The following is a 22,835-nucleotide window of genomic DNA, read 5'->3' on the forward strand; positions in this document are numbered from 1 at the left end:
TTGCGCGCCTACTCCGAAGTTATTGAATGATTCATGGAGCTTAAACTAATGACGAAAAACACCAAGCTAGCCACGGCGATTGCCCTGACCTGCGGCCTGTTGGCGGGAACCGTGATCGCCAAACCGACCAAGCCAGCACAATACAAAATGAGCACGGAAGTACCTGCCGGCATCGCGATGCCGGATCAGGTCAAAACCCGCTTGGGCACGCTGAAATTTTTCGACGGCTTCCCGGATGATGCCAGCGTCGAAAAACTCTACGACAATCTGGATTTTCAGCGCGCGGTACAGGCTTACTTGCTCGGACTGGCACCTGTCAGCCAAGTGGCGAATCGCAAAGGCATACTCGAAGTGGGGCCGGCCAATACCACCGTGCCGATCTTTGAGCAGATGATGAATCCCCGTTCGACGTTTCTGACGCCGAACAACAACACCCCCTACACCTGGTTCTGGCTAGACCTGAGTAAGGGGCCCTTGGTCCTCGAAATACCGCCCAAGGTTCTCGGCCTGATCGACGACATGTGGTATCACTTCGTTACCGATTTGGGCTTCATGGGTCCCGACAAGGGTGAAGGCGGCAAATTTTTGCTGCTGCCTCCCGGTTACCAAGGCGAGGTCCCGGAAGGCTACCATGTTGTCCGTCCCGCAACGTTTAAGATTTGGGCCGGTTGGCGGACTTTCCTGAAAGACGGCGATCCCAAGCCGGGCGTGGACAGCGTCAAGCAGTTGACGAAAATCTATCCGCTGGGACAGGCCGGCAACCCGCCGCAATTGAACTTCGTCAATGTGTCGGGGCGGGACTTCAACACCGTCGCCCCGGCGGATTATCCTTTCTGGGAGTACCTGGATCAGGTGGTACAAGAAGAGCCGACCGATTCGGTCGATCCGATTACCCTCGGACTTTGGGCGTCGGTCGGGATTCAAAAAGGCAAACCTTTTAATCCCGATGCCAGGATGAAGAAGATTCTCGCCGAGGCTGCCCTCGTCGGCGACGCGACGGCGCGCGCGGTCTCTTATCGTCCTCGCGATAAGAGTGCTTATTTCTACCCGGATAGCCAGAGCGCCTGGGTCAATCCGATGAATGCCAGCGGCTATACCTTCGAGGATAAAGGGGTGCGGTTGCTGGACATGTACACCTTTTTCTTCTTCTATGCGACCGGCATTACTCCAGCCATGGATTCGAAGGTGGTTGGCCAGGGGTCGCAGTATATGGGGGCTTTCGTCGACGCCAAGGGCAAGCCGCTGGATGGCGGCAAAAACTACCAATTGCACCTGCCGCCCAATATCCCGGTCGCAAACTTCTGGTCGGTGATTTTGTACGACAACCAGACCCGCTCCATGCTACAGACCGACCAGCATTGGCCGGCGGTCAGCAGTCAGACTCAAGGGCTCCAGGTCAACCCGGACAGCTCGGTTGACATCTATTTCGGCCCCAAGCGGCCAGCAGGCAAGGAAAACAACTGGGTGCAGACCATCCCCGGCAAGGGCTGGAATACGTTGCTGCGCCTTTATGGCCCGCTCCAGCCCTGGTTCGACAAAACCTGGCGGCCGGGCGAGATCGAGCCGGTTAAGTAGTGTACCAATGGCGCACTGGCGGCTTTTAAAACCCGTGCGTCATGTCATAAAAATTGGGGAAATGTCATGATTAAAACAGATAGCCTTGCAATGAATGTCAAAAATAACAAAAGGCTCAATAGAACGTCCTTGAGCCTAGTCGGCTCGGTGTTGCTGATGGGTTTAAGCTCAAGCGCCAATGCCTTAGGTCCCGTGGCAGTCCCGGAAACCTGGGGCGGGGATTTGGCTTCACGCGAACGGCTGACCGGCGCTTGGGGCGGCATCAGGGACGACATGGCCAAAAAAGGCGTGGTATTGGATGCCAACATGCTTTTGCTGCCGGGCGGTGTCGCCACCGGCGGCCGGGAGACCGGCGCCGACTTTTGGGGCAGCGTCGATTACTCCTTGAATCTGGATACCGGCAAAATGGGACTGTGGCCGGGCGGCTTCTTCAAATTCGAAGGCATTTCCAGTTTCGGCAATACCTTGTATAACGAAGCCGGCGCGATGATACCGACCAACATGTCTTCGCTGCATCCCGGTTTCAACCAGCCCAGCAGTGGTTTGATGGAGGCCTCCTACACCCAGTTCTTGAGTGAACACGCTGGGGTGATGATGGGGAAATTGAATCTTTTGGATTTCACACCCAATGAGTTTTATGGCGACTACAATACCCAATTTCTCAATACCGCGCTGAACTTGCCCTTGGCCTTCGCGATGGTGCCCATCTCCGCCTATGGCGGCGGCGTGATTGGGCTGCCCACCAAGGACATCACGCTGATGGCCTTGGCGCTGGATGCCAGCGGTACGCCCGACGAGAACGACATCAGCAAGGCCTTCGATGACGGCGTGACCTTGATGAGTGGGGCGAGCATCAAAATCAAACCGTTTGGCCTGGCCGGGCACCAGGCTATCAGCGGTGTGTGGAGCAACAAGACTCGTTTCTCGCTGACCCAAGACCCCGACAACCTGGCGCGCGCATTGCTAACTCAGCGCTTTCCCTTCCTGGGTAATCCCGGCCCGATCCTGGAGCGGATTCTTCGCGAGCGTTTTCCGGATCTGCTGATTCCTGTCCAACCCTTCAACCGCAAGGAAAATACCTGGTCGGTGGTCTATAGCTTCGATCAATATTTCTGGCAACCCGACGGCGATTCGAAACGCGGCCTCGGTGTTTTCTTTAATTTTGGCGCCACCGATGGCAACCCTAATCCTATTCAGTACACCTATATGATGGGGATAGGCGGCAAGGGCGTATTCGCCTCGCGTCCGCACGATAGCTTCGGCATAGGCTGGGCGCGTACCCAGTTTAGCGATCAGTTCGTGCCCTTACTGCGGGAAAGATTGGGGCTTGGCCTGGATCATGAAGATGCCGTCGAACTGTATTACGCAGCCGCGATCACGCCTTGGCTGGATGTAAGCCCGCATCTTCAGGTCGTCAATTCCGCTCTGAGTAAAACCCTTGATGAAAATCACCAGTTGCGGGATATGGATACGGTCGTCGAAGCGAATTTGCGCGTGAATATTAAATTTTGAGTCAGCCTGAGCTTGTTCGGGTGATGCGCAAAGCAGTCGTCGAGGCGACAAGGCATTAAAGCGCTATTGCCGGGTATTCCGAAATTTTTGGTAACCGCAGTGAGTTTAAAAGGAAAACGGTGAAACATGCCATGCGAATCAACAGGAGTTTGCTGGTGCTTGGCGCTGTCATGATCATGCGGACGGCGCTGGCCGATGACGGGGCTGCGGATAGTAATCAGGCAAATGCCGCCGAGTTGGCCAAGAAATTACAAAACCCGATCGCCAATCTGATCAGCGTTCCCGTGCAAAACAATTGGGATTTCGGCATCGGCCAGGCCGATGCCATGCGCTTTACCGCCAATGTACAGCCGGTGATTCCGTTTTCGATCGGCGACAACTGGAATCTGATCACCCGTACCATCATGCCTATTATCCATGCCGAATCGCCCTTGGCCGGCGGTTCGGACACCAGTGGCTTCGGCGACATCGTGCAAAGCTTCTTTTTGTCGCCCAAGGAAGCGGTCGGCGGTTGGATAGTGGGTGGCGGGCCGGTGTTTTTGTACCCTTCCGCTTCCGAAGATAATCTGGGCGGGCAAAAATGGGGTGCTGGGCCAACGGCGGTTGCCTTAAGACAGGAAAACGGCTGGACTTACGGCATGCTGGCCAATCATCTGTGGAATTTTGCTGGCAGCGGCAGTCGCCAGGACGTAAACGCGACTTTTATGCAACCTTTTCTGGCTTACACGACAAAAACATTCACAACTTTGCAACTTAACACCGAATCGACCTACGACTGGGAAAACACGCGCTGGACGGTCCCGCTGAATTTAACGGTTCAACAGCTGGTGAAATTCGGTTCGCAGCCGGTGGCTTTCACCGTGGGTGGTCGTTACTACGCCGAGAAAGCGGAAGGTGGCCCGGACTGGGGGCTGCGCTTCGCCGTCACCTTGTTGTTTCCGAAGTGAGCGCTGAAAACACTGGTTTTAATTGATGTTTTTTGAGGAAAACAAGCCATGAGCCTACTCATCAAGCTAAAGCACGAGGCCCAGGAAGTAGGACTGGTGACCTTGTATTTCTTCTTTTGCTTTAGCGTCATGCTGACCTTGAAGAAACTGTTGCTCGCCGATTATCAGGTTGACGTTCAGGTCGTTTCCCTTGCGGCCGTGAGTGCCTTGATCATCGCCAAAGTCGTCGTCATTCTTGATCATACCGCCGCCGGCAATCGTTTCGATACCCGCCAACCGCTCTGGGTGGCAGCTCTTTATAAGACCTTGGTCTATTTGGGCATCGCGTTCATGGTGTTTTTTCTGGAAAAAGTCTTTCATGCCTATCGGGAGACGGGCTTGTTGAATCAGGCCGTTTCGGAAGTATGGGCGCATAAAGACTGGAACCTGATGCTGATGAAGCTGCTTTGCGTGGGTTTGACCTTTTTGGCTTATCACGTGTATGCGGGATTGGATCAGCGTTTGGGCGAAGGTACGCTGCGACGCGGAATTTTCGAACGCCCGCAGCCAACACACGGCCCGGGCTGCGAGGGTTAACGCGTGATGGCTAAAACTGATGGGGCAATGGGGGTATTGAATTATGGACATTGCTAGTCTCGCGGTGTTGGTGGCGCTGGTTTTATTTCTTGGCATGTTGCTGGCCATAGAGTTCGGCAGGAGGCTAGGCCTTAAAACCAGGGGCGATGATCAAAAAACCGATAACACCGCCGCTGGTTTGATCGACGGCGCCATTTTCGGATTGATGGGCCTGTTGATCGCTTTTACGTTTTCCGGAGCGGCCTCGCGCCTGGATCATCGTCGGGATTTGGTTATCAACGAGGCCAACGCCATTGGCACGGCTTATCTACGCTTGAATCTGCTACCGTCTGCAAGCCAACCGCCATTGCGGGATTTGTTCCGGCAATACCTGGATGCGCGCCTGGATGCATTTCAGAAACTGCCCGACATGGCGGCGGCGGAAGCCAGTTTGCTCAAGGCCAATCAATTACAAAATCAAATCTGGCCGATGGCGGTCCAGGCCTGTCAAGCTTCGGGATCGGTGCCTGCGACCACGCTGTTGTTGGCGGCTTTGAACGAAATGTTCGATATGGCGACGTTGCGCACAACGACCGCGCGCGTGATGCATCCGCCCACGGTCATCTTCGTGATGCTGTTCGCCTTGGCGTTGCTGAGCTCTTTTCTGGCCGGTTACTCGATGGGCAATAACCCGGAAACCACCCGGTTTCATGTCTTCGGTTTTGCCGCCATCATCGCAATCACGGTATATGTGATACTCGATATCGAATATCCTCGCGCCGGCTTGATTCGGGTGGATGCAGTGGATCGGGTTTTGATCGAACTGCGCGGCAGCATGCAATGAAGTCGGCCGGTGAACGAAATCCAGCGCCGGAATCGGTCGCGAACAAAGGGGTTAAACGTACCTATGGGTGGTTATTCGCCCTATGCGTAGTGGTGCTGGCGGGATTGGGTACTTGGTTTTACCTGTTCCCGCTTGCCGCTGATTCCACTGCCATGCCGGCAAAGCAAGTGAAAATCGAGCCGGCTTTCGTCGGCAGAGCCGCTTGCGCCGCTTGCCATGCCGAACAGGATAAGCTCTGGCAAGGTTCGCATCATGATTTGGCGATGCAGGAAGTCACCGAACAAACCGTGATCGGCGATTTTAAGGACGCTAAATTCAGCAAGGACGGCCTGACATCGCGTTTTTTTCGGCAAAACGGCCGGTTCCTGGTCAACACCGACAGCCCGGATGGCAAACTGGCGGATTTTGAAATCAAATACGTGTTTGGGGTTACGCCGCTGCAGCAATACCTGATCGAATTACCCGGCGGCAAGTTGCAAGCCTTGTCAATTGCCTGGGACAGCCGCTCCAAAGATCAGGGCGGGCAACGCTGGTTTCATTTGTATCCCAACGAAAAAATCGACCACACCGACGAATTGCATTGGACCCGGCGCTCGCAGAACTGGAATTTCATGTGTGCCGAATGCCATTCCACCCATCTGCAAAAAAATTACGATGCCTCCAACCGCACTTATCGCAGCACCTGGTCGGAAATCGATGTGTCTTGCGAAGCTTGCCACGGTCCCGGTTCCAATCATGTGACCTGGGCCAAACCGGAATCGGGCTCTAAAGCGGCGGACGATCAAACCAAGGGTTTGGCGGTATTGCTGAATGAGCGGCGCGGCGCGGCTTGGAGCATCGATTCGCAAACCGGCAACGCCCGGCGCAATATCCCGCGTAGTGGAGATACGGAAATCCAGGTCTGCGCCCGTTGCCATTCCCGGCGCGCGCAGCTATTGGGCGATTACCATGATGGGCGCTTGATGGACAGCCATTTACCTTCCTTATTGACCCAAACCTTGTACCACGCCGATGGCCAGATCGACGGCGAAGTCTATGAATACGGCTCGTTTCTGCAAAGCAAGATGTATCAGGCCGGCGTGACCTGCGGCGATTGCCACGAACAGCACAGCCTCAAATTGCGCGTCGCCGATAACGGCACGTGTTTGCAGTGCCATGCCGCCGCCAAGTACGAGGATGCCAAGCACCATTTCCATACCGAGGGTTCCGCCGGCGCTAAATGCATCGCTTGCCACATGCCGACCAAGACCTATATGGGCGTCGATGCCCGCCGCGACCATGGCTTTCGTATTCCGCGCCCCGATCTATCCGAAAAACTCGGCACCCCCAATACCTGTAACGCCTGTCATGCCGATAAACCGGCGCAGTGGGCGGCGGATACGGTCAAACGCTGGTACGGGCATCAGCCCAAGGCTTATCAAAATTATGCCGAAGCCTTGCATGCCGCGCGCACCGCAAGCGCGGATGCCACGGCGCAGTTATCGGCATTAGCGCAAGACAAAAGCCAACCGGCTATCGCCCGCGCCACAGCCATCTCGGAAATGGCCGCCGGTCTGACGCCGGAACAGTTGCCGATTCTGACTCAAGCCTTGCGGGATGCCGATCCCTTGCTGCGTAGAGCGGCGCTGCAAGCTATGGAACAACTACCGCCGGAACAGCGTTGGCCGCTGGCTCACGACGCGCTGCGCGATCCCGTGCGTTCGCTGCGTGTACTGGCCGCCGCGGCATTGGCTGGCCTTGCCCCTGCCACCATTTCTGCAAGCGAACAGGCCAATTACGCAGCGGCCAGCCGCGATTATTTGACTTCGTTGGATTGGAACGCCGACGATCCGGCCGCGCAAGTCAATCGCGGCAATTTTCATACCGCCCGCAAGGAATTCGAATCCGCCGAACAGGCTTACCGGGAGGCCTTGCAGATCGATCCAGACTTTGTGATGGCGTACATCAATCTGGCCGATCTTTTTCGACTGATTCATCGCGACAACGAAGGACTAAGCCTGCTGCAACAAGGCTTGTCCCGATTGCCGGACGCCGCCGATTTACATCACAGCCTGGGCTTGTTACAGGTCAGACTGAAAAACACCGAAGAGGCGTTGAAGTCTCTGGAACGCGCGGTCAAATTGGCGCCAAACCAACCTCGGTTCAGCTATGTCTACGCCATGGCTTTGTCCAGTGTCGGAAAGGGGCGGGATGCGCGCGATGTCGTTCGCTCCGCGTTGACGGCGACACCGCACGACCCTGCTTTAAACGCATTAAACGCGCAATTCACCCAAGAGGAATAACTCATGAAATTATCGACACCATCCCTTCAAATTGCCCCGCTGCTTGGATTCAGGCTAATCGCGTGTCTAGTGTTGGTCCTATCGTCGACGCTGAGCGGTTGTCAGTCCACGGGCGGGTCACAGGGCGATTCGCACGCTAACGCGGCGCAAATTGACCGCGAAGTGGATGCCGCTTTGAACAAGCTTTACCAAACCACGCCGTCGGCCAGAACGCTGGCGGCACAAGCCAGGGGTATTCTGGTGTTTCCGAATGTGATCAAGGCCGGCTTCATCGGCGGTGCCGAGTACGGCAAGGGCGCGATGCGTAAAGGCGGCAAGACAGCCGGTTACTACAACATCGTGGCCGGTTCTTATGGCTTGCAAGCCGGGGTGCAATCCTTCGGTTACGCGATGTTCTTCATGAACGACGAGGCGATAGCCAGCCTGAATAGCGCCAAAGGCCTGGAAGTGGGCGTCGGCCCTAGCGTCGTGGTGCTCGATGAAGGCCTGGCCAAGAAAGCCACCACCACGACCTTGCGGGACGATGTCTATGCCTTTGTGTTTGGCCAGCAAGGCTTGATGGCCGGTCTGGGCATACAAGGCTCCAAAATTACCCGTATCAATCCATAACACCCACCAGCAATTTAGGAGAATAAAAACATGGCAAGCAATGGCAAACAGAATTTCGTCGGAATGTTGGGGCTGTCCCTGATGCTAGGGTTGTCCGCGTGCACGCCGATCAAGCAGGCGCGTGATGTCGAAGAATCGGGCTTTTTAGGCGATTATTCAGCCTTGCGCGCCGGAAAAGACGGCGAGGCCCTAAAAATCTACCTTAATCCAAAATATCAACAAACCTGCAAAACCTATGACAAGGTGCTGATCGAACCGGTCGGTATCTGGGTTGGCAAAAATTCCGATACAGCTTCTATCCCGGCGGAAGATAGGCAAATGCTGGTTAATCATTTGCATGGTTCGTTAGTCAGCGAATTGGGCAAACACTATCAAATCGTCAAAACGCCGCAGCCAGGCACGCTACGAATCAAAACCGCGATTACCGAAGCTGAAGGCTCCTGGGTGGCATTGGATACCGTGTCGTCGTTCGTGCCGCAGATGCTGGTGATGTCCAAATTGAAGGAAATTGCCACCGGCACTGGTGCCTTCGTCGGTAAGGCCAGCGGTGAGGTTGAAATCACCGATGCCAGTACCGGCGAACGCATGGGCGCGGCTGTCGATCGCATGGTCGGTAATAAGTCGACGATAGGCGTCACCGGCAAATGGGACGACGTAACCCGGACTTTCGATGATTGGGCGGATCGGATGGCTTACCGGCTGGAGAACTGTGGCGCCACTCGGCCTGAATAATATTGGCCCGGTCCGACAAAACCTGAATATAGCGATCGCCCATCAAATTTCGGCATCTTCGCCTCTCTCCCGCCGAACGCACCGAGCGGTTGCCGGGGAGGTATAAAAACCGAAATTCGATGCTCGGCTATAACCGATTCAATTACGCAGGAGATGAATATGAACCATCGAAAAATTCGTAACACCCTGGTCTGTGTCCTTTTATTGGGCGCCGGAACCATGAACGCCTGGGCTCAGAGTCTGATGATCTATCCAGCCGCCGGGCAAAGTCCGCAGCAACAGCAGCAAGACCAGTATAACTGCCACGGCTGGTCGGTTCAGCAATCCGGTTACGATCCGAGCAATCCTCCCGCACCGAGTTCGGGGCCCAGTTTTGGCAGCGCGTCCAAGGAAGTGCTCAAAGGTGGCTTACGGGGCGCGGCGGCCGGAGCGGCAATCGGTGCGATTGCCGGCGATGCCGGCAAGGGCGCCGCCATTGGCGCTGTTGGCGGCGGCATGAGACGCGGTTTTCAAGAGCGAGATCGGCAACAGCAGGCCGCGTCCGCGCCACCTCCCGGTCTGGATAACTACAACCGCGCCATGAAATCCTGTCTAGGCGCACTGGGTTATTCGGTCAATTGATCGCGCCGATTCGACTGAGGCGGCCATGACTCACCCGCATGAACAGTTACCGTTCCCGCGCGGCACTATGCCATGCTCGCCGCGGTTGTCGGGTACGCTCCGGTGTGCCCGGTTCGCGGTAGTTGCGGCGATGCTGTCATTGCCTGCCTTGTCGGCGTGTGCTCAAGGATCGCCTGTATCCAAGCCGTCGGCTACGGCACGATCCGCTAATCAGGATACGCCCTCGTTGCAGGCAAGAGAAACGGCACTAAAGTCCAGACTCGATCAAGTCCGCACTCGTCTGATCGCTTTATCGAAAGACGGAGCGGTCGCGCCTGTGGCCGCTACCGAGACCGAATGGGCCGAATACACCCGATTGTTAAATTTAATAGTAAACGACTACGAACAGCATCTGGATACCTTGCGTAAGTTTCGTGGGATGGGTCAAACACGTGAGGATTTTCAAAAAAAAGCCATGGTTTGGACGAATTTTTCCGAACCGCCGCCTTATTCGGTGGATTTTATTGACTACCAATGGCAACAGGTGCGTCTGAAAGACCATGAACTTGAGGCTACAAGACTCGAACAGACCTTGTTTGATGGTTTGCTGGAAACGCGGCGACAGGAATATCTGGAATCCGCTCAGAATCTGCGTCAGGCGAACGAAGCGCTTGAGGCCGCTCGACCGGAACAGGCCGAGCGGGCGCGCTGGTTGCAGGAACTGAACGCACTGCGCACTCAAAGGGACGAGGCCCGCATCGGCCTGCTGAGTACCAGCCGCGATTTACGTAACGAACGATTGGCGCATCTAGCTGACGAAAAAGCATTACTGCTCCAGCAGGCCATGGAGGCCAGTAGCAGTTCACCGTTATCGCAAGCCGATCTGAACAAGAAACTGGATCAGCTTACCAAGCGTCAACTGGAACTCGATGGCGAAATTGCCTTGGCCGTCCGGGCGGCCCAAACTGCGGAAAGCCAGTTACAAAGTACACGTGAGCGTTTGAAAAAGCTGAGCGAGCAAATCAACCTGGAGAGTGGTGCCAAGGTTGAAGACGCTAAGCCCGAACTTGAACGCATCCAGCAAATACTGGATGCCGATTCAGTGGAAAGTCAGGTGGCGTCTTCCAACTTGAGAACCTTGCGTTTGCTTGCCCTGTCAGTGGTGAGTGAGCGACAGGCTTGGGAATTGCGTTATCTAGTCGGCCATACCGAAGATCCTGTCGCCTTGAATAAAGCTGTGGTGGATTTAAAGCAAGGTATGGAACGGCTTTCCTTGTGGCGCAAATATCTGAAGTCGGAATTGGATTCGATACAAATCCATTTGGACAACCAGACAAAAATGCTAGCCGACTGGCAAAGCGGGTACGGCGAGCAAAAACAAGAGCAGCGTAAAAAGGCCGCCTTTGACAGTGAGGAAAAGCTGCTTAGGCGCGCACTGAGCGAATTAAATGATCTGGATAGCAGTCTGCTCAATATGTTCGATTTGCTGGCGCTAAAAAATGTCAATGCGTCATTAACTGAAAAGCTGAAAACTTTCTACGCAGATTCCATGGCTTTGGTAACAGCATTCAGCGACTTCGAACTACTGGCTATCGATGACACCATCGTCGTCGAAGGGCGGCAGATTACCGGTAAACGTAGCGTAACGGTGAGCAAGATCTTCAAATTGATAGCGATACTGGCGGTGGGCTTATGGCTGGTCATTCGCGTCGCGGACCAAGGCTTGCGCCGGGTGAAAAACTGGCAGCCGATCAAGGCGAGTTCCGGCTTATTGTCCTTGAGGTTGTTCAGTCTGGTTGCGGTGGTGGCCATCATCGTCTTTGCCCTGGTTAGCGTCCATATTCCGCTCACGGTATTTACCTTTTTTGGTGGCGCCTTGGCGATTGGTGTTGGTTTCGGCGCCCAGAACATTATCAATAATTTTATCAGCGGCTTGATTTTATTGGCGGAGCGTTCGATCAGGCTGGGCGATATGGTTGAAATCGAAGGCGTACTGAGTCGGGTTACCCAAATCGGTAGCCGTTGCTGTCAAGTGCATCGGCTGGACGGCATCGATATGTTGATACCGAACAGCCGTTTCCTGGAGAACAACGTCACGAATTTGACCCTCTCCGACCAGCGACTACGTTGCACCATTACGCTGGGCATTGCTTATGGCTCGCAGGTGCGCAAGGCGTTGGCCTTGGTCGAGACTGCGGCTATCGAAAATCCCCAGGTACTCAAACAGCCCGCGCCGGATATTTATCTGCAGGAGTTTGCAGACAGTGCATTGAGTTTGCGTTTGGATTTTTGGGTCGATCTGTTGGTACAGCCTAACCGTATGCGTTTGATGAGCGACGTGCGCCTGCGAATCGAAGAGTTGTTCAGCCAACATGGCATTTTGCTGGCCTTTCCGCAACGCGACGTACATTTGGATATAACCCAGCCGGTCAGGGTGGAATTAAACACCGCCATGACATCAGGGGGCGCCGCGGCATGAAAAGACATTGGCGGTTGGAAGGTTATTCCGACTCAAATCGTTTGGTGTTCGCTGGTGGCCGTAGGGTTATCCTCGACGGGTGCCTTTATCAGTTCAATCCCATCACCTTAAGGAGGTGAAACATGTATAAAACACTACAACCGGGAATACGCAACGCGCTATGCGTGGCTATCCTGTCGATACTCGCGGGCTGCGCGGAGCAGCAGACGGTTAGCCATCCACAGGCTGCGATTTCCCACCAAAGCTTGCCGCAAGCGGGGCCGGAAGCGACCGATGCCAAGGGTATTTTGCAGCGTATGGCCAATTACTTGGCTAAGACGCCGGCATTCGCGGTGAACCTCAACGATTCCTACGACACGGTACAGGCGTCCGGAGAAAAGATCGAATTTTCGGCCACGCGCCAGGTTGTCGTCAGTCGGCCCAATGGCCTGCGGGTTGAGCGCGAGGGAAGCGATGGCGTGAAGCAGATGGTGTTGTATGACGGCAAGGACATCACGATATTCAGTCCGTCGGATAACGTTTATGCCCAGACGGCAAAACCGGGCGGTATCGATGAAGCGGTCAAATACTTCCTGAAAGATCTGAATATGCGGCTGCCGCTGGCCGTGTTGCTGGTAAGCGAATTACCCGCCGAGCTGGAACGTAGGACCCAATCGCTCGAGTACGTCGAGAAGACCACGATACACGGGCAAGCCGCGCATCATCTGGCTGCGCGCACCGAGACCGTCGATTATCAGGTATGGATAGCGGAAGGGCCAAAACCGCTGCCTCTGCGGGTGGTATTGACCTACAAACTGGAGGAAGGCCAACCGCAGTTCAGGGCGCAATTTTCCGATTGGAATTTGGCTCCGCAAATCGACAATACGCAGTTTGCCTTTACCCCAGCCGAAGGTGCCAAAAAAATTGCCTTCCTGGCGCAAGTGCCTAGCATCGTACCTGGCGCTTCTGAAAATCCAGCACATTCGGGAGAAAAATAATGAACACAAAACTTAATGCTATCGTGACGGCGATGACCGCCACCTTTGTCATTTTCAGCGTCGGCATCGGAGATGCGGCGGCCCGCGGCATGGCTGGAGGCGGTGGAGGCGCCCGTGGTGGAGCTAGTGGTGTGGGTGGTTTTTCGCAAGGTGGCGCGGGTGGTTTTTCCCGAGGCGGCGCGGCGGCCAGCGGTAGTTTTTCGGCAAGCCGCAGTTTTTCAGCGGGAGGCGGCGCGGCGGGTGGCGCTTCGTCGGCGTCGATGGCGTCCAGCAGGTCAGCGACGGCTCAAACGGCTTCCACGAATCGTACACAAAGCCAAACCGCACAATCGGTTTCTGCAAATAGGACTGAATCGGCTTCGACAATGTCGACCAACCGGGCCGCGACCCAACAAACTCGGGCATCCTCATCAACAGAAAATCAAGCCCAGCGGCAGGACGCCGCGTCGCAAAACCAAGCTCAACGCCAATCGGCATCGAATGAGAATGTCAATACCCGTCAGCAAGGCGCTACCAGCAGATCCCAAAGCCGGCAGCAAACGGCAGAGTCGTATCATGGCGGGTACTACCACGATGATGATCACTGGGACGATGGCGAAGTGGCGGCTGTAGCGGTCGGTGCGGCGGCAGTAGGGGCGATGGCGGGTTATGCGGCCGGTCAATCAAACACGACCCAAACCACGGCTCCGTCGACCACCGTGGTCTATACCACCCCGCCTTCCGGTAATGGCGGATTGCCATGTACCCCAAACACTGCCGTTCTTCAAGGGGTGACGTATTATCAATGCGGCACCTCATGGTATACCCAGGCTTATGGCCCAAACGGCCCGATCTATACCCCGGTGCCGGCGCCTTACTAACGGGAGGCTGGTTTTCATGACGAACTATTTTCGTCGGGATAGCGCGACAATCGCGGTTTTCATGACGGCTTCGTTGGCTGTTAGCTTTTCGGCCATGGGGCAGGATTTAGAGCCGCGCACGTACGCCAATACCCCGGTAGGGTTGAATTTTTTGATTGCGGGTTATGGCTACACTGGGGGCGGTGTAGCCACAGATCCTGCCTTGCCGATAGAAAATACCCAGATCGAACTGCATTCCGGCGTGCTGGCTTATGTGCGTGCGATCAATGTGTTTGGTAAATCGGCCAAATTCGATATGGCGTTGCCCTATGCTTCGCTGCAGGGCACGGCCACGGTGGTGGGTCAGGAGCGGGACCGGGAAGTCTCGGGTTTGATCGATCCCCGGTTTCATTTTTCGATCAATTTTTTCGGCGCGCCTGCGCTGTCGCTCGAGGAATTTGCAAAATACGAACAGGATACGATAGTCGGCGCCAATATCGAGGTGACGGCGCCGGGTGGGCAGTACGATGCCGGCAAATTGGTCAACCTCGGCACCAACCGCTGGTCAATCAAGCCGGAGTTGGGCGTTTCCAAACGCATGGGGCCGGTGACGCTGGAATTGGCGAGCGGTGTCCGAATCTACACCGACAACGACGAATTTTTCGGCGGCAAACTGCGCTCGCAAGACCCGGTTTATTCCGTGCAGGGTCATCTGATTTATCACATTACCCATGGCATCTGGGTGGCGGCGGATGCCACTTTTTACACTGGCGGACAAAGCCGGGTGGACGGCGATAAAAATGACGATAGCTTGGAAAACACCCGTGCCGGCGCCACGCTGGCGCTGCCCGTCAATAAAGCCAACTCGATCAAGCTTTATTACAGCACGGCAATTTCCGGACGCAGAGGCAGCGATTTCGACACCACCGGTATCGCCTGGCAATATCGCTTCGGTGGCGGGCTGTGATGTCACTGATGAGCAATCGTTTCAACAGGCCCTTGTTTATCCCGACTGTCGTGTCTGGCTGTCGCGTTGGCGCGATTTCGGTTTTATGGACTTTCGATGAGGTTAGCAATGTTTAAAAAATTTCGGTTGCCGCAACGGTGTTTGCCGGTCTTGCCGTTGCTGTGGATTTCCGCCTGCGCCGTTGTCGACGGCGATGCAAGCGTGGGACGCGAAGCTCAGGCCGATGCGGCAATCAAAGACAGGGTATGGCAACTGTCGCGCTTGGATGCCGATGCAGGCGATGAATCGTTCACGGTTGGCGCCTCCGACCGTTATACGCTGACCTTGCTGGCGGATGGTTCTTATCGTGTCAAAGCGGATTGCAATCGCATGCAGGGTGCTTACCGTCTGGAAAGCGAGCGACGCATCGCGTTATCCCCAGGAGCTGCGACCTTGGCCGAATGTGGGCCGGATTCGCACTATGCGCAATATATTCGCCAGTTGAGCGAAGTTCGCCAATTCGAAGTGATGAAGAACACCGAGCAACTCAAACTGGTCACCGATAAAGGCCGATTGATTTTCGATCATGCGGAGCATGAAGCGCCGTGAGATGGATCAAAGCCGGCGCTTCGATTCTCATTCTGCTGATAACAATCCTTTGGGGCGTTTGCGCGCTCTATTTCGGTGATTCCGCAACGGGATGGCCGCAGCGTGTGTTGGCGGCGCTGTTCGCTCTACTTGGCGTGGCGACGTTGATTAGCCTTGCGTTCGCCCGCTGGCGCAAGTATGGACTAATCGCCTATGGGACGGCGTTTGGTTTGGTTTTGCTGTATTGGTTGAGTATTGCCCCGTCTAACCAACGGCATTGGCAAGCCGACGCCGAAAAATTGGCCTATGCCACCTTCGAGGGCGATAGCGTAACGGTGCATGACATCCGCAACTTCGATTATCGTAGCGAATTCGATTATCGGCTGGCGTATTACACCAAAAACTTCGACCTGAACAAATTGCAGGGTGTCGATCTGTTTTCGGTCTATTGGATGGGGCCGGCAATTGCCCATACCATCCTGAGTTTCGATTTCGGCGGCAACGATCATTTGGCCATCTCCATCGAGGCGCGCAAAGAACAAGGCGAAGGCTATTCGACGATCAAAGGTTTTTTTCGCCAGTATGAACTGATTTATTTCGTCGCCGACGAACGCGACGTGATACGTCTTCGCACCAACTACCGCAAGGATCCGCCGGAGCAAGTTTATCTGTATAAATTGCAAGGTCCGATAGAAAACGCCAAACGCCTGTTTCTGGAGTACCTGCGCAAAATCAACGAACTCAACGAAAAGCCGGCGTTCTACAATACGCTGCTGGATAATTGCACGACCGCGATCTGGATGCGAACCTTGGCAAATCGGGATCACCTGTCGTTTTCCTGGAAAATTTTGCTGAGCGGTTATGTGCCGGAATATCTATACGAAGCTCAACGGCTCGACACCGGTTTGCCTTTTTCCGAACTGCAACGGCAAGCCCTGATCAACCCTTTAGCGCAAACGGCCGATCAGGCGGTGGATTTTTCAATGCGTATTCGGTCTAAGAGCAATCACTAGTTCTGGCAGAAGATGACCGAGGTGATTCAGTGATAATGTCAATTTGCTCGCCGAATACCGGACAGTCGAATGAGTCACTGGACGCCTTAACTATTGAAATTGGTTAGTTGCCGCGACCGGCGGCTTATGGCCGATTGTGTTGAAAAAGTCGGTTTTCGGTGAATTTAGGCCAATTTTTCCTACTCTCGTATTTTCAACCTATTGTTTTCAATAGGTAATATTTTTTATAAAAACAGCTCCTTTCACAAAATAGCCCTTTTTCAACACAATCGGCCGAAATTTGCCCATCAATCCGTTCAAAACTCCTACCGAAGAATCAGGTTTGCGATAGGTTTAAAGACAACTCAAAAAGTCCCGGAAATACATCAGGCTTCAAAGCCCATCTCGAAGGAAGAGAAGCCGGACTCGTCGCCATATATCAACGATAGACCGGACGGATCAGGAATTTTGCTTTGTTTGGCCGAATAGGCGTCCAAGATTGGCGTGATGTGGCGTACCGATCTGGGCGTGGTGTAAACCAGGAAGGCGGTGTCGTCGTCGGACCAGCCCCCGAACATTGCCATACCCTCGGGGCCGTTTCGCGCCACATAGGCGGCTCGGAACGCTCCTAACAGCACGTAGATTTCGCCGGATTCGTATTCCTGGCGCGAGAGTGTGATGCGGTGCCAACTCATGGTTTTTGCCATTTCATTCCTTCCGTCACTAAATCAGCTCAATGGACCTAAATCGCGTTGTTGCCGGATCTCGGTCGGCCTTAAGAATCTTAGCATCGGAAAGCCGTACAGGCCATACAAGTGCTCACCGGGCTGTCTAAAGCCCCGCGCGAAAAACTTAAGAAATGTAATTAAACAACGACAGATTTTGCACTTTGGTAAACGCCTGTTGTGCGGCTTGCAGGGATATTTGTTGCAGATTAAATTTGCTCAAGGCTTCCGCATAGTCCAGATCGCCGATGTCCGAGGCGGTGGATTTGTTGTCCAGGATATAGTCGGCGTTCAAGTTTTCCTGGTCGTCCAATGCGTTCAAGCGGGCGCCGGCCGATGCGCGAATGGTATCGAAGCGCACCAGCGCGGTATCCATGTCGTTCAGCGAGTTCTTATTGGGGGTGTTGGCTTTTAAATCGGCGGATATTTGCGCGACTGCTTGAAAGACGTTGCTGATGCTGCCGGCTGTCAACGGCGCGGCTGATACGGTGCCGAATACCGCTTCGCCGGGATCGCCGTCGGTTACTTGCCGGCTGGGGCCGATAGCGATACTGCGTTGGTTGGTGTCGCCTTGATAGGCGTAAGCCGGGGTGTCGGTAAATGCGGCTTGGTCGGTTTTGTACCCGGAAAATATATATTCGCCGTTGGCATTTTTGGTATTGGCGATGCTTAGCAATTGCTTGTTCAGTTCGTCGATTTCCATGGCGATTTGTTTACGGTTGGTGGCGGTGTTGCTGTCGTTCAAGCCTTGTACGGTCAATTCTCTGATTCTATGCAACACGCTGCCGGCGTTATCCAGTGCCGATTCTTCCAAGTCCAGCCTTTGCCGCGCCGCACCGATATTGACCTGATATTGCTGATTTTCCTTAATGTTGTGATTCAGGTCGATCATGCTGGTGGCGGCCACCGCGTTTTCGGACGGGCTGAGGTATTTCTTGCCGGAGGATAGTTTTAGCTGAGTCTCGCTGAGTTTGGATTGTTGATCCAACATCGCGTTAAGGCCTAGCTGATTATTCCATGAGGTTGAAATGCGCATAATAATCTCCTAGCGGAATGCCCCGATCAGGGTGTCGAACAATGAATTAGCCACCGAAACGGCCTTGGCGGCCGCCTGATACGAATTTTGAAAATTGATGAGATTGGCCGCTTCTTCATCCAGGTTGACGCCGGATACGCTTTCTTTAGCGCTGGTGGCTTGTTTTAACAGGGTTTCCTGCGCGGTGCGGCCAACCGAGGCGGCATGCGTTTGCGAACCAACATCCGAGATCATTTGCCCATACACTTGGGTAAAACTGGCTTTACCGCCGAACATTTTTGCCTGGGTTTCCAGGTTAGCCAATTTCAGCGCATTACTGTTGTCGCCGGGCAGGCCGGTGGCGCTGGCGGCGGCGATTTGTCTAGGATTGGTGATGGCCGAGTTAAGTTTGATTTTGGCGGCGGCGTTAAAATTAGGGCTGATTTGGAAGGAGTCGCCAATGGTCAGCGAACCGCCGCTAAAGCTGATACTAAAACCGTTAGTCGCAGCGGTAGTCGCCAGGGTGGCGGCGCTTAAGCCGGCAGTCGTGGTGTTGTCGCTGAGGTTGGTCAGGCTGAACGTGGCTGCCGGCGCGGTTGCGGTAACGTCCAGCCGATAGGCGGCGCCTAAACCCGCGACGGTGGTCGGCGCGACAAACGCGCTGGACACCACCAGATTGCTATCGCTGACGGTGGCTTTCACTTGCGGCGTTGGCGAATTTAAATCAAAAAACGCCACATTGGTATTGCCGTTGATGTCGTAGCCGGCTTTATGGATGTTGTTAAATTCGGTAGCCAAACCGGTTGCCAGCAGACCCAGCTGTTGTTGCGCGGGGTCCAGAACTTGATCTCTAAAACGCAGGTTGCCTGAGAGTTCGCCGCCGGACAACTGTTTTGAAATATCCTGACCATTCAGCATGATCAGCTTTTGATTGACGTCGTTACTGTCGCCGACTACAGACAACGTGGAGGCCGCGCTGCCCAGCACCAAGGGTTGGCCCTTGCCGATAAATACGTTGTATGAACCGTCGGCTTGGCTGACATAGGTTACGTCGGCTTTTTCGGCGATTTTGGTCAGCAATAGATCGCGTTGATCCATTAACTCATTGGGCATTTGCTTGCCGGACGAGCGGCCTATGTCCGAGACGATTTTCACGTTCAGTTCGGCCAGGGTTTTGGCAAAGCCATTCAGCTCTTGCACCGAGCTGGTGACATTATCGTTAACACGTTTACGCAAGTCGCTGAAGCGGGCGCTCATGGTGTTGAATTGCTGCGTTAGGGACTCGGCTTCGGTCAACATCACTTGGCGGGCTGCCACCGAGCTGGGGTCGTTGGCGACGCTGTCTATCGCATCGAAAAAGCTTTTCATGGCCGGCGCCAGACCGGTGGTTTCGTCGGCGGTGATGTTGTCGATTTGCGACGACAAGGTGTAAAAACTGTCTATATCGTGAAACGTGGCGGTGCTGGAACGGACTTGATTGCTGATGAACTGGTCGTAGCTGCGGGTGATGTTGGCAACTTCGACGCCGTTGCCCATATAGCCGTTACCGGTAAATTGCTCGGGGCGGGTGGCCAGTTCGACGCGTTGCCGGCTGTAGCCTTCAGTATTGGCGTTGCTGATGTTGTTGCTGGTGGTTTCCAGTGAGCGCTGGAATGCCGTCAGCCCCGATAATGCATTGCCGAGAATGCCAATAGCCATGTTCGCCTCCTAACCCGCGCTTTTTAGAGCTGCTACCTGGGCCGCGGTCTGGCTGTGGTAGATCGTCATGACTTTTTCGGCATACCGCGGATCGGTGGCATAACCGGCTTGTTGCAGTTCGTGTAAATAGTGTCCGGCGTTGCCGGCTTTCTTCAAGGCTTCGCTATAACGCGGATTGGTTTTGATAAAGTTCACGTAATCGTCGAAGCTGTCTTTGTAGGAATCGTAAGCGCGGAAGCCGGCCATTTCTTTTTTGGCGACACCGCCGGCATATTCCAGTGTCATGGTTTTGGCTTGTTTGCCTTGCCAGGACTTATCCGCCTTGATATTGAACAGATTAAAGCTGTTATCGCCCTGGCCATTTTTCACCATGCCTTGGCCCCAGCCGGTTTCCAATGCCGCTTGTGCCAGCAACACGTCGGGGTCTACTCCCAGGCTGCGTGCGGCTTGTTCGGCATGCGGCCGGAGTTGGTTAACGAACTCGTCCCTGGAGGTTAGCGGCCGATCGCTATCGTTGCGCACTTTATCGTCCAGGGTTTGCCATTGGTCGGCCAAGGCTTTTTGACTACGTTCCAAACGGGCCAGGCTGCGCTCCAGGCTGCTTAAGCCGGAGGCATCCAGCGGCATTTGTTCTTCGGTTTCCTCGCCGGCCCGCAGCGATTGGTGATTGTCGGGGTTATTGCTGGCGCCGGTGCCGGCGGCACGATTCAAGAAATCGTTAGCGGATAGTTGGTTGTCTTTTTCTTCGTCCTTGTTTTGTTTGGGCGACAATTGTTGGGCAATCAAATCCGCAAAACCGATGCCGGGTTTGCCGGCCAGATGCACGGACATTTGTTGGTCGTACATGTCTTGATAAAACTGGGTTTGTTGGCTGTCCAAGATGCCGTCGGACAATTTAGCCTGACGCATGTTTTTCATGACCATGCCTAAAAACACCGACTCGAATTGTTTGGCGACTTCCTTGATCGCCTCGGGCGATTGCTCGCGGGCGCCTTGTTTAAGTTTCGCCAGGCCGTTGAAGTCGGTATACACCGAAGCGCTGTCTACGTTTAACATGGGAATCTCCAATAATTCATTTAATCAACTGCTGTGTCACGTTCTTTAAATCACTATCAACTCGGCTCTGAGCGCGCCGGCGGACTTCAATGCTTCCAAAATGGCCACCAAGTCGCTGGGGCCGGCGCCGACGCCGTTTACCGCTTGGACAATCTCGTCTAGCGAGACGCCGGGGTTGAAGACAAACATGTGATTCTTGTCTTCATTTACCGAGACATTGGATTGCGGTGTCACTACGGTACTGCCGCCCGATAATGGGTTGGGTTGACTGACTTGCGGATTCTCACTGATCGTCACAGTCAAGCTGCCATGAGACACGGCGGCCGGCTGTACTCTGACTTTGCTGTTGATAATCACCGTGCCGGTGCGGGAATTGACTATCACTTTGGCGGGGGCATCGTCGGGCGCCAATTCCAGGTTTTCGATCACCGAGGCAAAGCCGACCCGTTGGTTGGGATTAACCGGCGCTCTGACGCTGACCGATGTGGCATCGACGGCTTGCGCGGTTTCGGCGCCCAGTGCCTTGTTGATGGAGTCCGCCATGCGTTGCGCGGTGGTGAAATCCGAAGAGTTCAAATTAAAAACCAGCTCAGCACTCTGATCGAACGAGCTAGGGACGATGCGTTCCACCGTGGCGCCGTTAGGCACCCGGCCCACCAGCGGGTTATTGACAGTAATTTTCGAACCGTCCTGGCCGCTGGCACTAAGGCCGCCCACCACCAGATTACCTTGCGCCACCGCATAAACATTGCCGTCGGCACCGCGTAAGGGGCTCATCAACAGCGAACCGCCGCGCAGGCTTTTCGCATCGCCTATCGACGAAACCGTGACGTCAATTTTTTGACCGGGTTTGGCGAAAGCAGGCAGATCGGCGTGAATGCTGACCAGCGCGACGTTTTTTGATTTGGGGTCGGTATCGGGCGGCAAGGTCAGGCCCAGTTTGCCCATCATGCTGCGCAGGCTTTGGCCGGTAAATTTGGTTTTGTCGCCGGTTTTATCCAGGCCGGTGACCAAGCCATAGCCCACCAATTGGTTGCTGCGCACGCCGGCGATTGAGGCGATGTCTTTGATACGTTCCGCTTGCGCGGTATTGGTTAGCAGCAGCAGGGCGATTGAAAAGAGTATTTTGTTCATCTGATTTCTCCATCAGCCTCGGCTAGAAAGGAAACAATGGGCTCGAAAGAATTCGGGAAATCCAGCCGGGCTTGCTGCTGTCGGCCAAGGCGCCGTCGCCGGTGTACATGATGGTAGCGTCGGCCACTTTGCTGGAGGCCAGGGTGTTGGCGACGTTGATGTCGATAGGCCGCACGATGCCGGACAGGCGGATATATTCGCTGCCGTCGTTCAGCGTGACGCGTTTTTCGCCGCGCACGCGCAGATTGCCGTTGGGCAGCACATCGACTACGGTCACGCTCATACTGCCGGTCAACCGGTTGCTTTGCCGGGAGTCGCCTTTGCCTTCGGTGCTACGGTCCGCGCTGAAGTCGATGGAAGTCTCCAAATCATGTCCGAACAAGGCAGAGGTAGCCATGCCATAAATGCTCGGCGCGGAGCCAGTGGTCTTGATATCGCTGTTCTTGCTGGTTTTGGAATTGGCTTGCTTGGTGGCGTTGGTATTTTCGTCGAAGGTTACCGTCAAAATATCGCCGACCCGGCGCGCGGCATGATCTTCGAATAAGCGCATGTCGTAGCCGGCCTGGTAAATGGCCCCGTTGCTTTGTTGGGGCGGGCGCAAATCGGCGGGTTGTACCGGGGCGAAGTCGGGGTCGCGTTTCGGCAAGGTATCGCAGCCCACTAAGATCGCGATTGCCGCTACCAGCAAAAATTTGCCGCCTGCTTGCCGTGTAATGAATTTGTTCATGAG

The 22,835-nt window shown here is 54.8% G+C and carries 21 protein-coding genes; 15 read left to right on the forward strand and 6 right to left on the reverse strand.

The window, feature by feature from the left end:
- Nucleotides 1-48 precede the first annotated feature (48 nt).
- From ACR64Q_RS02390 to ACR64Q_RS02460, 15 genes are all read left to right on the forward strand, one after another.
- Nucleotides 49-1,575, forward strand: coding sequence for a DUF1254 domain-containing protein (locus ACR64Q_RS02390; protein ID WP_313733469.1), 1,527 nt, complete (start codon nt 49-51; stop codon nt 1,573-1,575).
- 66 nt (nt 1,576-1,641) lie between these two features.
- Nucleotides 1,642-3,087, forward strand: coding sequence for a carbohydrate porin (locus ACR64Q_RS02395; protein ID WP_313733470.1), 1,446 nt, complete (start codon nt 1,642-1,644; stop codon nt 3,085-3,087).
- Between the two features lie 131 nt (nt 3,088-3,218).
- The gene (locus ACR64Q_RS02400) at nt 3,219-4,034 is read left to right on the forward strand and encodes a hypothetical protein (protein ID WP_313733471.1); all 816 of its coding nucleotides are present in this window, start codon (nt 3,219-3,221) and stop codon (nt 4,032-4,034) included.
- 48 nt (nt 4,035-4,082) lie between these two features.
- Complete coding sequence (locus ACR64Q_RS02405) at nt 4,083-4,610, forward strand: hypothetical protein (protein WP_313733472.1); 528 nt, start codon at nt 4,083-4,085, stop codon at nt 4,608-4,610.
- A gap of 43 nt (nt 4,611-4,653) precedes the next feature.
- The gene (locus ACR64Q_RS02410; protein WP_026603402.1) at nt 4,654-5,433 is read left to right on the forward strand and encodes a bestrophin-like domain; all 780 of its coding nucleotides are present in this window, start codon (nt 4,654-4,656) and stop codon (nt 5,431-5,433) included.
- Nucleotides 5,430-7,715 carry a tetratricopeptide repeat protein gene (locus ACR64Q_RS02415; RefSeq protein ID WP_313733473.1) on the forward strand — a complete coding sequence of 762 codons (2,286 nt, stop codon included), beginning with the start codon at nt 5,430-5,432 and terminating at the stop codon, nt 7,713-7,715. Before ACR64Q_RS02410 ends, ACR64Q_RS02415 begins: the two co-directional genes overlap by 4 nt.
- Nucleotides 7,716-7,718: 3 nt before the next feature.
- Nucleotides 7,719-8,324, forward strand: a complete 606-nt coding sequence (locus ACR64Q_RS02420) for a lipid-binding SYLF domain-containing protein (RefSeq protein ID WP_313733474.1) — start codon at nt 7,719-7,721, stop codon at nt 8,322-8,324.
- Nucleotides 8,325-8,354: 30 nt separating this feature from the next.
- A complete protein-coding gene (locus tag ACR64Q_RS02425; RefSeq protein WP_313733475.1) occupies nt 8,355-9,056 on the forward strand; it encodes a DUF3313 domain-containing protein in 702 nt (233 codons plus the stop codon).
- Nucleotides 9,057-9,215: 159 nt separating this feature from the next.
- Entirely contained in the window at nt 9,216-9,677 is a 462-nt protein-coding gene (locus tag ACR64Q_RS02430) for a glycine zipper family protein (protein ID WP_313733476.1), read from the forward strand.
- Between the two features lie 25 nt (nt 9,678-9,702).
- Nucleotides 9,703-12,135 (forward strand): mechanosensitive ion channel domain-containing protein, encoded by a 2,433-nt coding sequence (locus ACR64Q_RS02435; RefSeq protein ID WP_313733477.1) that lies wholly within the window; start codon nt 9,703-9,705, stop codon nt 12,133-12,135.
- 122 nt (nt 12,136-12,257) lie between these two features.
- On the forward strand, nt 12,258-13,112 hold the full coding sequence (locus tag ACR64Q_RS02440; RefSeq protein ID WP_313733478.1) for a DUF2092 domain-containing protein: 855 nt from the start codon (nt 12,258-12,260) through the stop codon (nt 13,110-13,112).
- Nucleotides 13,112-13,972, forward strand: coding sequence for a hypothetical protein (locus tag ACR64Q_RS02445; RefSeq protein ID WP_313733479.1), 861 nt, complete (start codon nt 13,112-13,114; stop codon nt 13,970-13,972). Before ACR64Q_RS02440 ends, ACR64Q_RS02445 begins: the two co-directional genes overlap by 1 nt.
- A 16-nt stretch (nt 13,973-13,988) precedes the next feature.
- On the forward strand, nt 13,989-14,918 hold the full coding sequence (locus tag ACR64Q_RS02450) for a transporter (RefSeq protein ID WP_313733480.1): 930 nt from the start codon (nt 13,989-13,991) through the stop codon (nt 14,916-14,918).
- Nucleotides 14,919-15,026: 108 nt separating this feature from the next.
- Nucleotides 15,027-15,506 carry an META domain-containing protein gene (locus tag ACR64Q_RS02455; RefSeq protein ID WP_313733482.1) on the forward strand — a complete coding sequence of 160 codons (480 nt, stop codon included), beginning with the start codon at nt 15,027-15,029 and terminating at the stop codon, nt 15,504-15,506.
- Nucleotides 15,503-16,498 (forward strand): Lnb N-terminal periplasmic domain-containing protein, encoded by a 996-nt coding sequence (locus ACR64Q_RS02460; protein ID WP_313733483.1) that lies wholly within the window; start codon nt 15,503-15,505, stop codon nt 16,496-16,498. Before ACR64Q_RS02455 ends, ACR64Q_RS02460 begins: the two co-directional genes overlap by 4 nt.
- Nucleotides 16,499-16,863: 365 nt before the next feature.
- Here ACR64Q_RS02460 and ACR64Q_RS02465 read toward each other — a convergent pair whose 3' ends face one another.
- From ACR64Q_RS02465 to flgH, 6 genes are all read right to left on the reverse strand, one after another.
- A complete protein-coding gene (locus tag ACR64Q_RS02465; protein ID WP_313733484.1) occupies nt 16,864-17,184 on the reverse strand; it encodes a hypothetical protein in 321 nt (106 codons plus the stop codon).
- Between the two features lie 145 nt (nt 17,185-17,329).
- Complete coding sequence (gene flgL, locus ACR64Q_RS02470; RefSeq protein WP_313733485.1) at nt 17,330-18,238, reverse strand: flagellar hook-associated protein FlgL; 909 nt, start codon at nt 18,236-18,238, stop codon at nt 17,330-17,332.
- 9 nt (nt 18,239-18,247) lie between these two features.
- Nucleotides 18,248-19,915 (reverse strand): flagellar hook-associated protein FlgK, encoded by a 1,668-nt coding sequence (flgK, locus tag ACR64Q_RS02475; RefSeq protein ID WP_313733486.1) that lies wholly within the window; start codon nt 19,913-19,915, stop codon nt 18,248-18,250.
- Nucleotides 19,916-19,924: 9 nt separating this feature from the next.
- Nucleotides 19,925-20,971, reverse strand: a complete 1,047-nt coding sequence (gene flgJ / locus ACR64Q_RS02480; RefSeq protein ID WP_313733487.1) for a flagellar assembly peptidoglycan hydrolase FlgJ — start codon at nt 20,969-20,971, stop codon at nt 19,925-19,927.
- Nucleotides 20,972-21,016: 45 nt separating this feature from the next.
- On the reverse strand, nt 21,017-22,105 hold the full coding sequence (locus ACR64Q_RS02485) for a flagellar basal body P-ring protein FlgI (RefSeq protein WP_313733488.1): 1,089 nt from the start codon (nt 22,103-22,105) through the stop codon (nt 21,017-21,019).
- 22 nt (nt 22,106-22,127) lie between these two features.
- Entirely contained in the window at nt 22,128-22,832 is a 705-nt protein-coding gene (gene flgH / locus ACR64Q_RS02490) for a flagellar basal body L-ring protein FlgH (RefSeq protein ID WP_313733489.1), read from the reverse strand.
- Nucleotides 22,833-22,835: the final 3 nt, after the last annotated feature.

Source organism: Methylomonas sp. 2F7 (assembly GCF_057126975.1).

Bases quoted from the DNA above. Each gene is read 5' to 3' on its own strand.
- ACR64Q_RS02390 (WP_313733469.1), top strand. From the start codon at position 49: ATGACGAAAAACACCAAGCTAGCCACGGCGATTGCCCTGACCTGCGGC.
- ACR64Q_RS02395 (WP_313733470.1), top strand. From the start codon at position 1,642: ATGATTAAAACAGATAGCCTTGCAATGAATGTCAAAAATAACAAAAGG.
- ACR64Q_RS02400 (WP_313733471.1), top strand. From the start codon at position 3,219: ATGCGAATCAACAGGAGTTTGCTGGTGCTTGGCGCTGTCATGATCATG.
- ACR64Q_RS02405 (WP_313733472.1), top strand. From the start codon at position 4,083: ATGAGCCTACTCATCAAGCTAAAGCACGAGGCCCAGGAAGTAGGACTG.
- ACR64Q_RS02410 (WP_026603402.1), top strand. From the start codon at position 4,654: ATGGACATTGCTAGTCTCGCGGTGTTGGTGGCGCTGGTTTTATTTCTT.
- ACR64Q_RS02415 (WP_313733473.1), top strand. From the start codon at position 5,430: ATGAAGTCGGCCGGTGAACGAAATCCAGCGCCGGAATCGGTCGCGAAC.
- ACR64Q_RS02420 (WP_313733474.1), top strand. From the start codon at position 7,719: ATGAAATTATCGACACCATCCCTTCAAATTGCCCCGCTGCTTGGATTC.
- ACR64Q_RS02425 (WP_313733475.1), top strand. From the start codon at position 8,355: ATGGCAAGCAATGGCAAACAGAATTTCGTCGGAATGTTGGGGCTGTCC.
- ACR64Q_RS02430 (WP_313733476.1), top strand. From the start codon at position 9,216: ATGAACCATCGAAAAATTCGTAACACCCTGGTCTGTGTCCTTTTATTG.
- ACR64Q_RS02435 (WP_313733477.1), top strand. From the start codon at position 9,703: ATGACTCACCCGCATGAACAGTTACCGTTCCCGCGCGGCACTATGCCA.
- ACR64Q_RS02440 (WP_313733478.1), top strand. From the start codon at position 12,258: ATGTATAAAACACTACAACCGGGAATACGCAACGCGCTATGCGTGGCT.
- ACR64Q_RS02445 (WP_313733479.1), top strand. From the start codon at position 13,112: ATGAACACAAAACTTAATGCTATCGTGACGGCGATGACCGCCACCTTT.
- ACR64Q_RS02450 (WP_313733480.1), top strand. From the start codon at position 13,989: ATGACGAACTATTTTCGTCGGGATAGCGCGACAATCGCGGTTTTCATG.
- ACR64Q_RS02455 (WP_313733482.1), top strand. From the start codon at position 15,027: ATGTTTAAAAAATTTCGGTTGCCGCAACGGTGTTTGCCGGTCTTGCCG.
- ACR64Q_RS02465 (WP_313733484.1), bottom strand. From the start codon at position 17,184: ATGGCAAAAACCATGAGTTGGCACCGCATCACACTCTCGCGCCAGGAA.
- flgL (WP_313733485.1), bottom strand. From the start codon at position 18,238: ATGCGCATTTCAACCTCATGGAATAATCAGCTAGGCCTTAACGCGATG.
- flgK (WP_313733486.1), bottom strand. From the start codon at position 19,915: ATGGCTATTGGCATTCTCGGCAATGCATTATCGGGGCTGACGGCATTC.
- flgJ (WP_313733487.1), bottom strand. From the start codon at position 20,971: ATGTTAAACGTAGACAGCGCTTCGGTGTATACCGACTTCAACGGCCTG.
- ACR64Q_RS02485 (WP_313733488.1), bottom strand. From the start codon at position 22,105: ATGAACAAAATACTCTTTTCAATCGCCCTGCTGCTGCTAACCAATACC.
- flgH (WP_313733489.1), bottom strand. From the start codon at position 22,832: ATGAACAAATTCATTACACGGCAAGCAGGCGGCAAATTTTTGCTGGTA.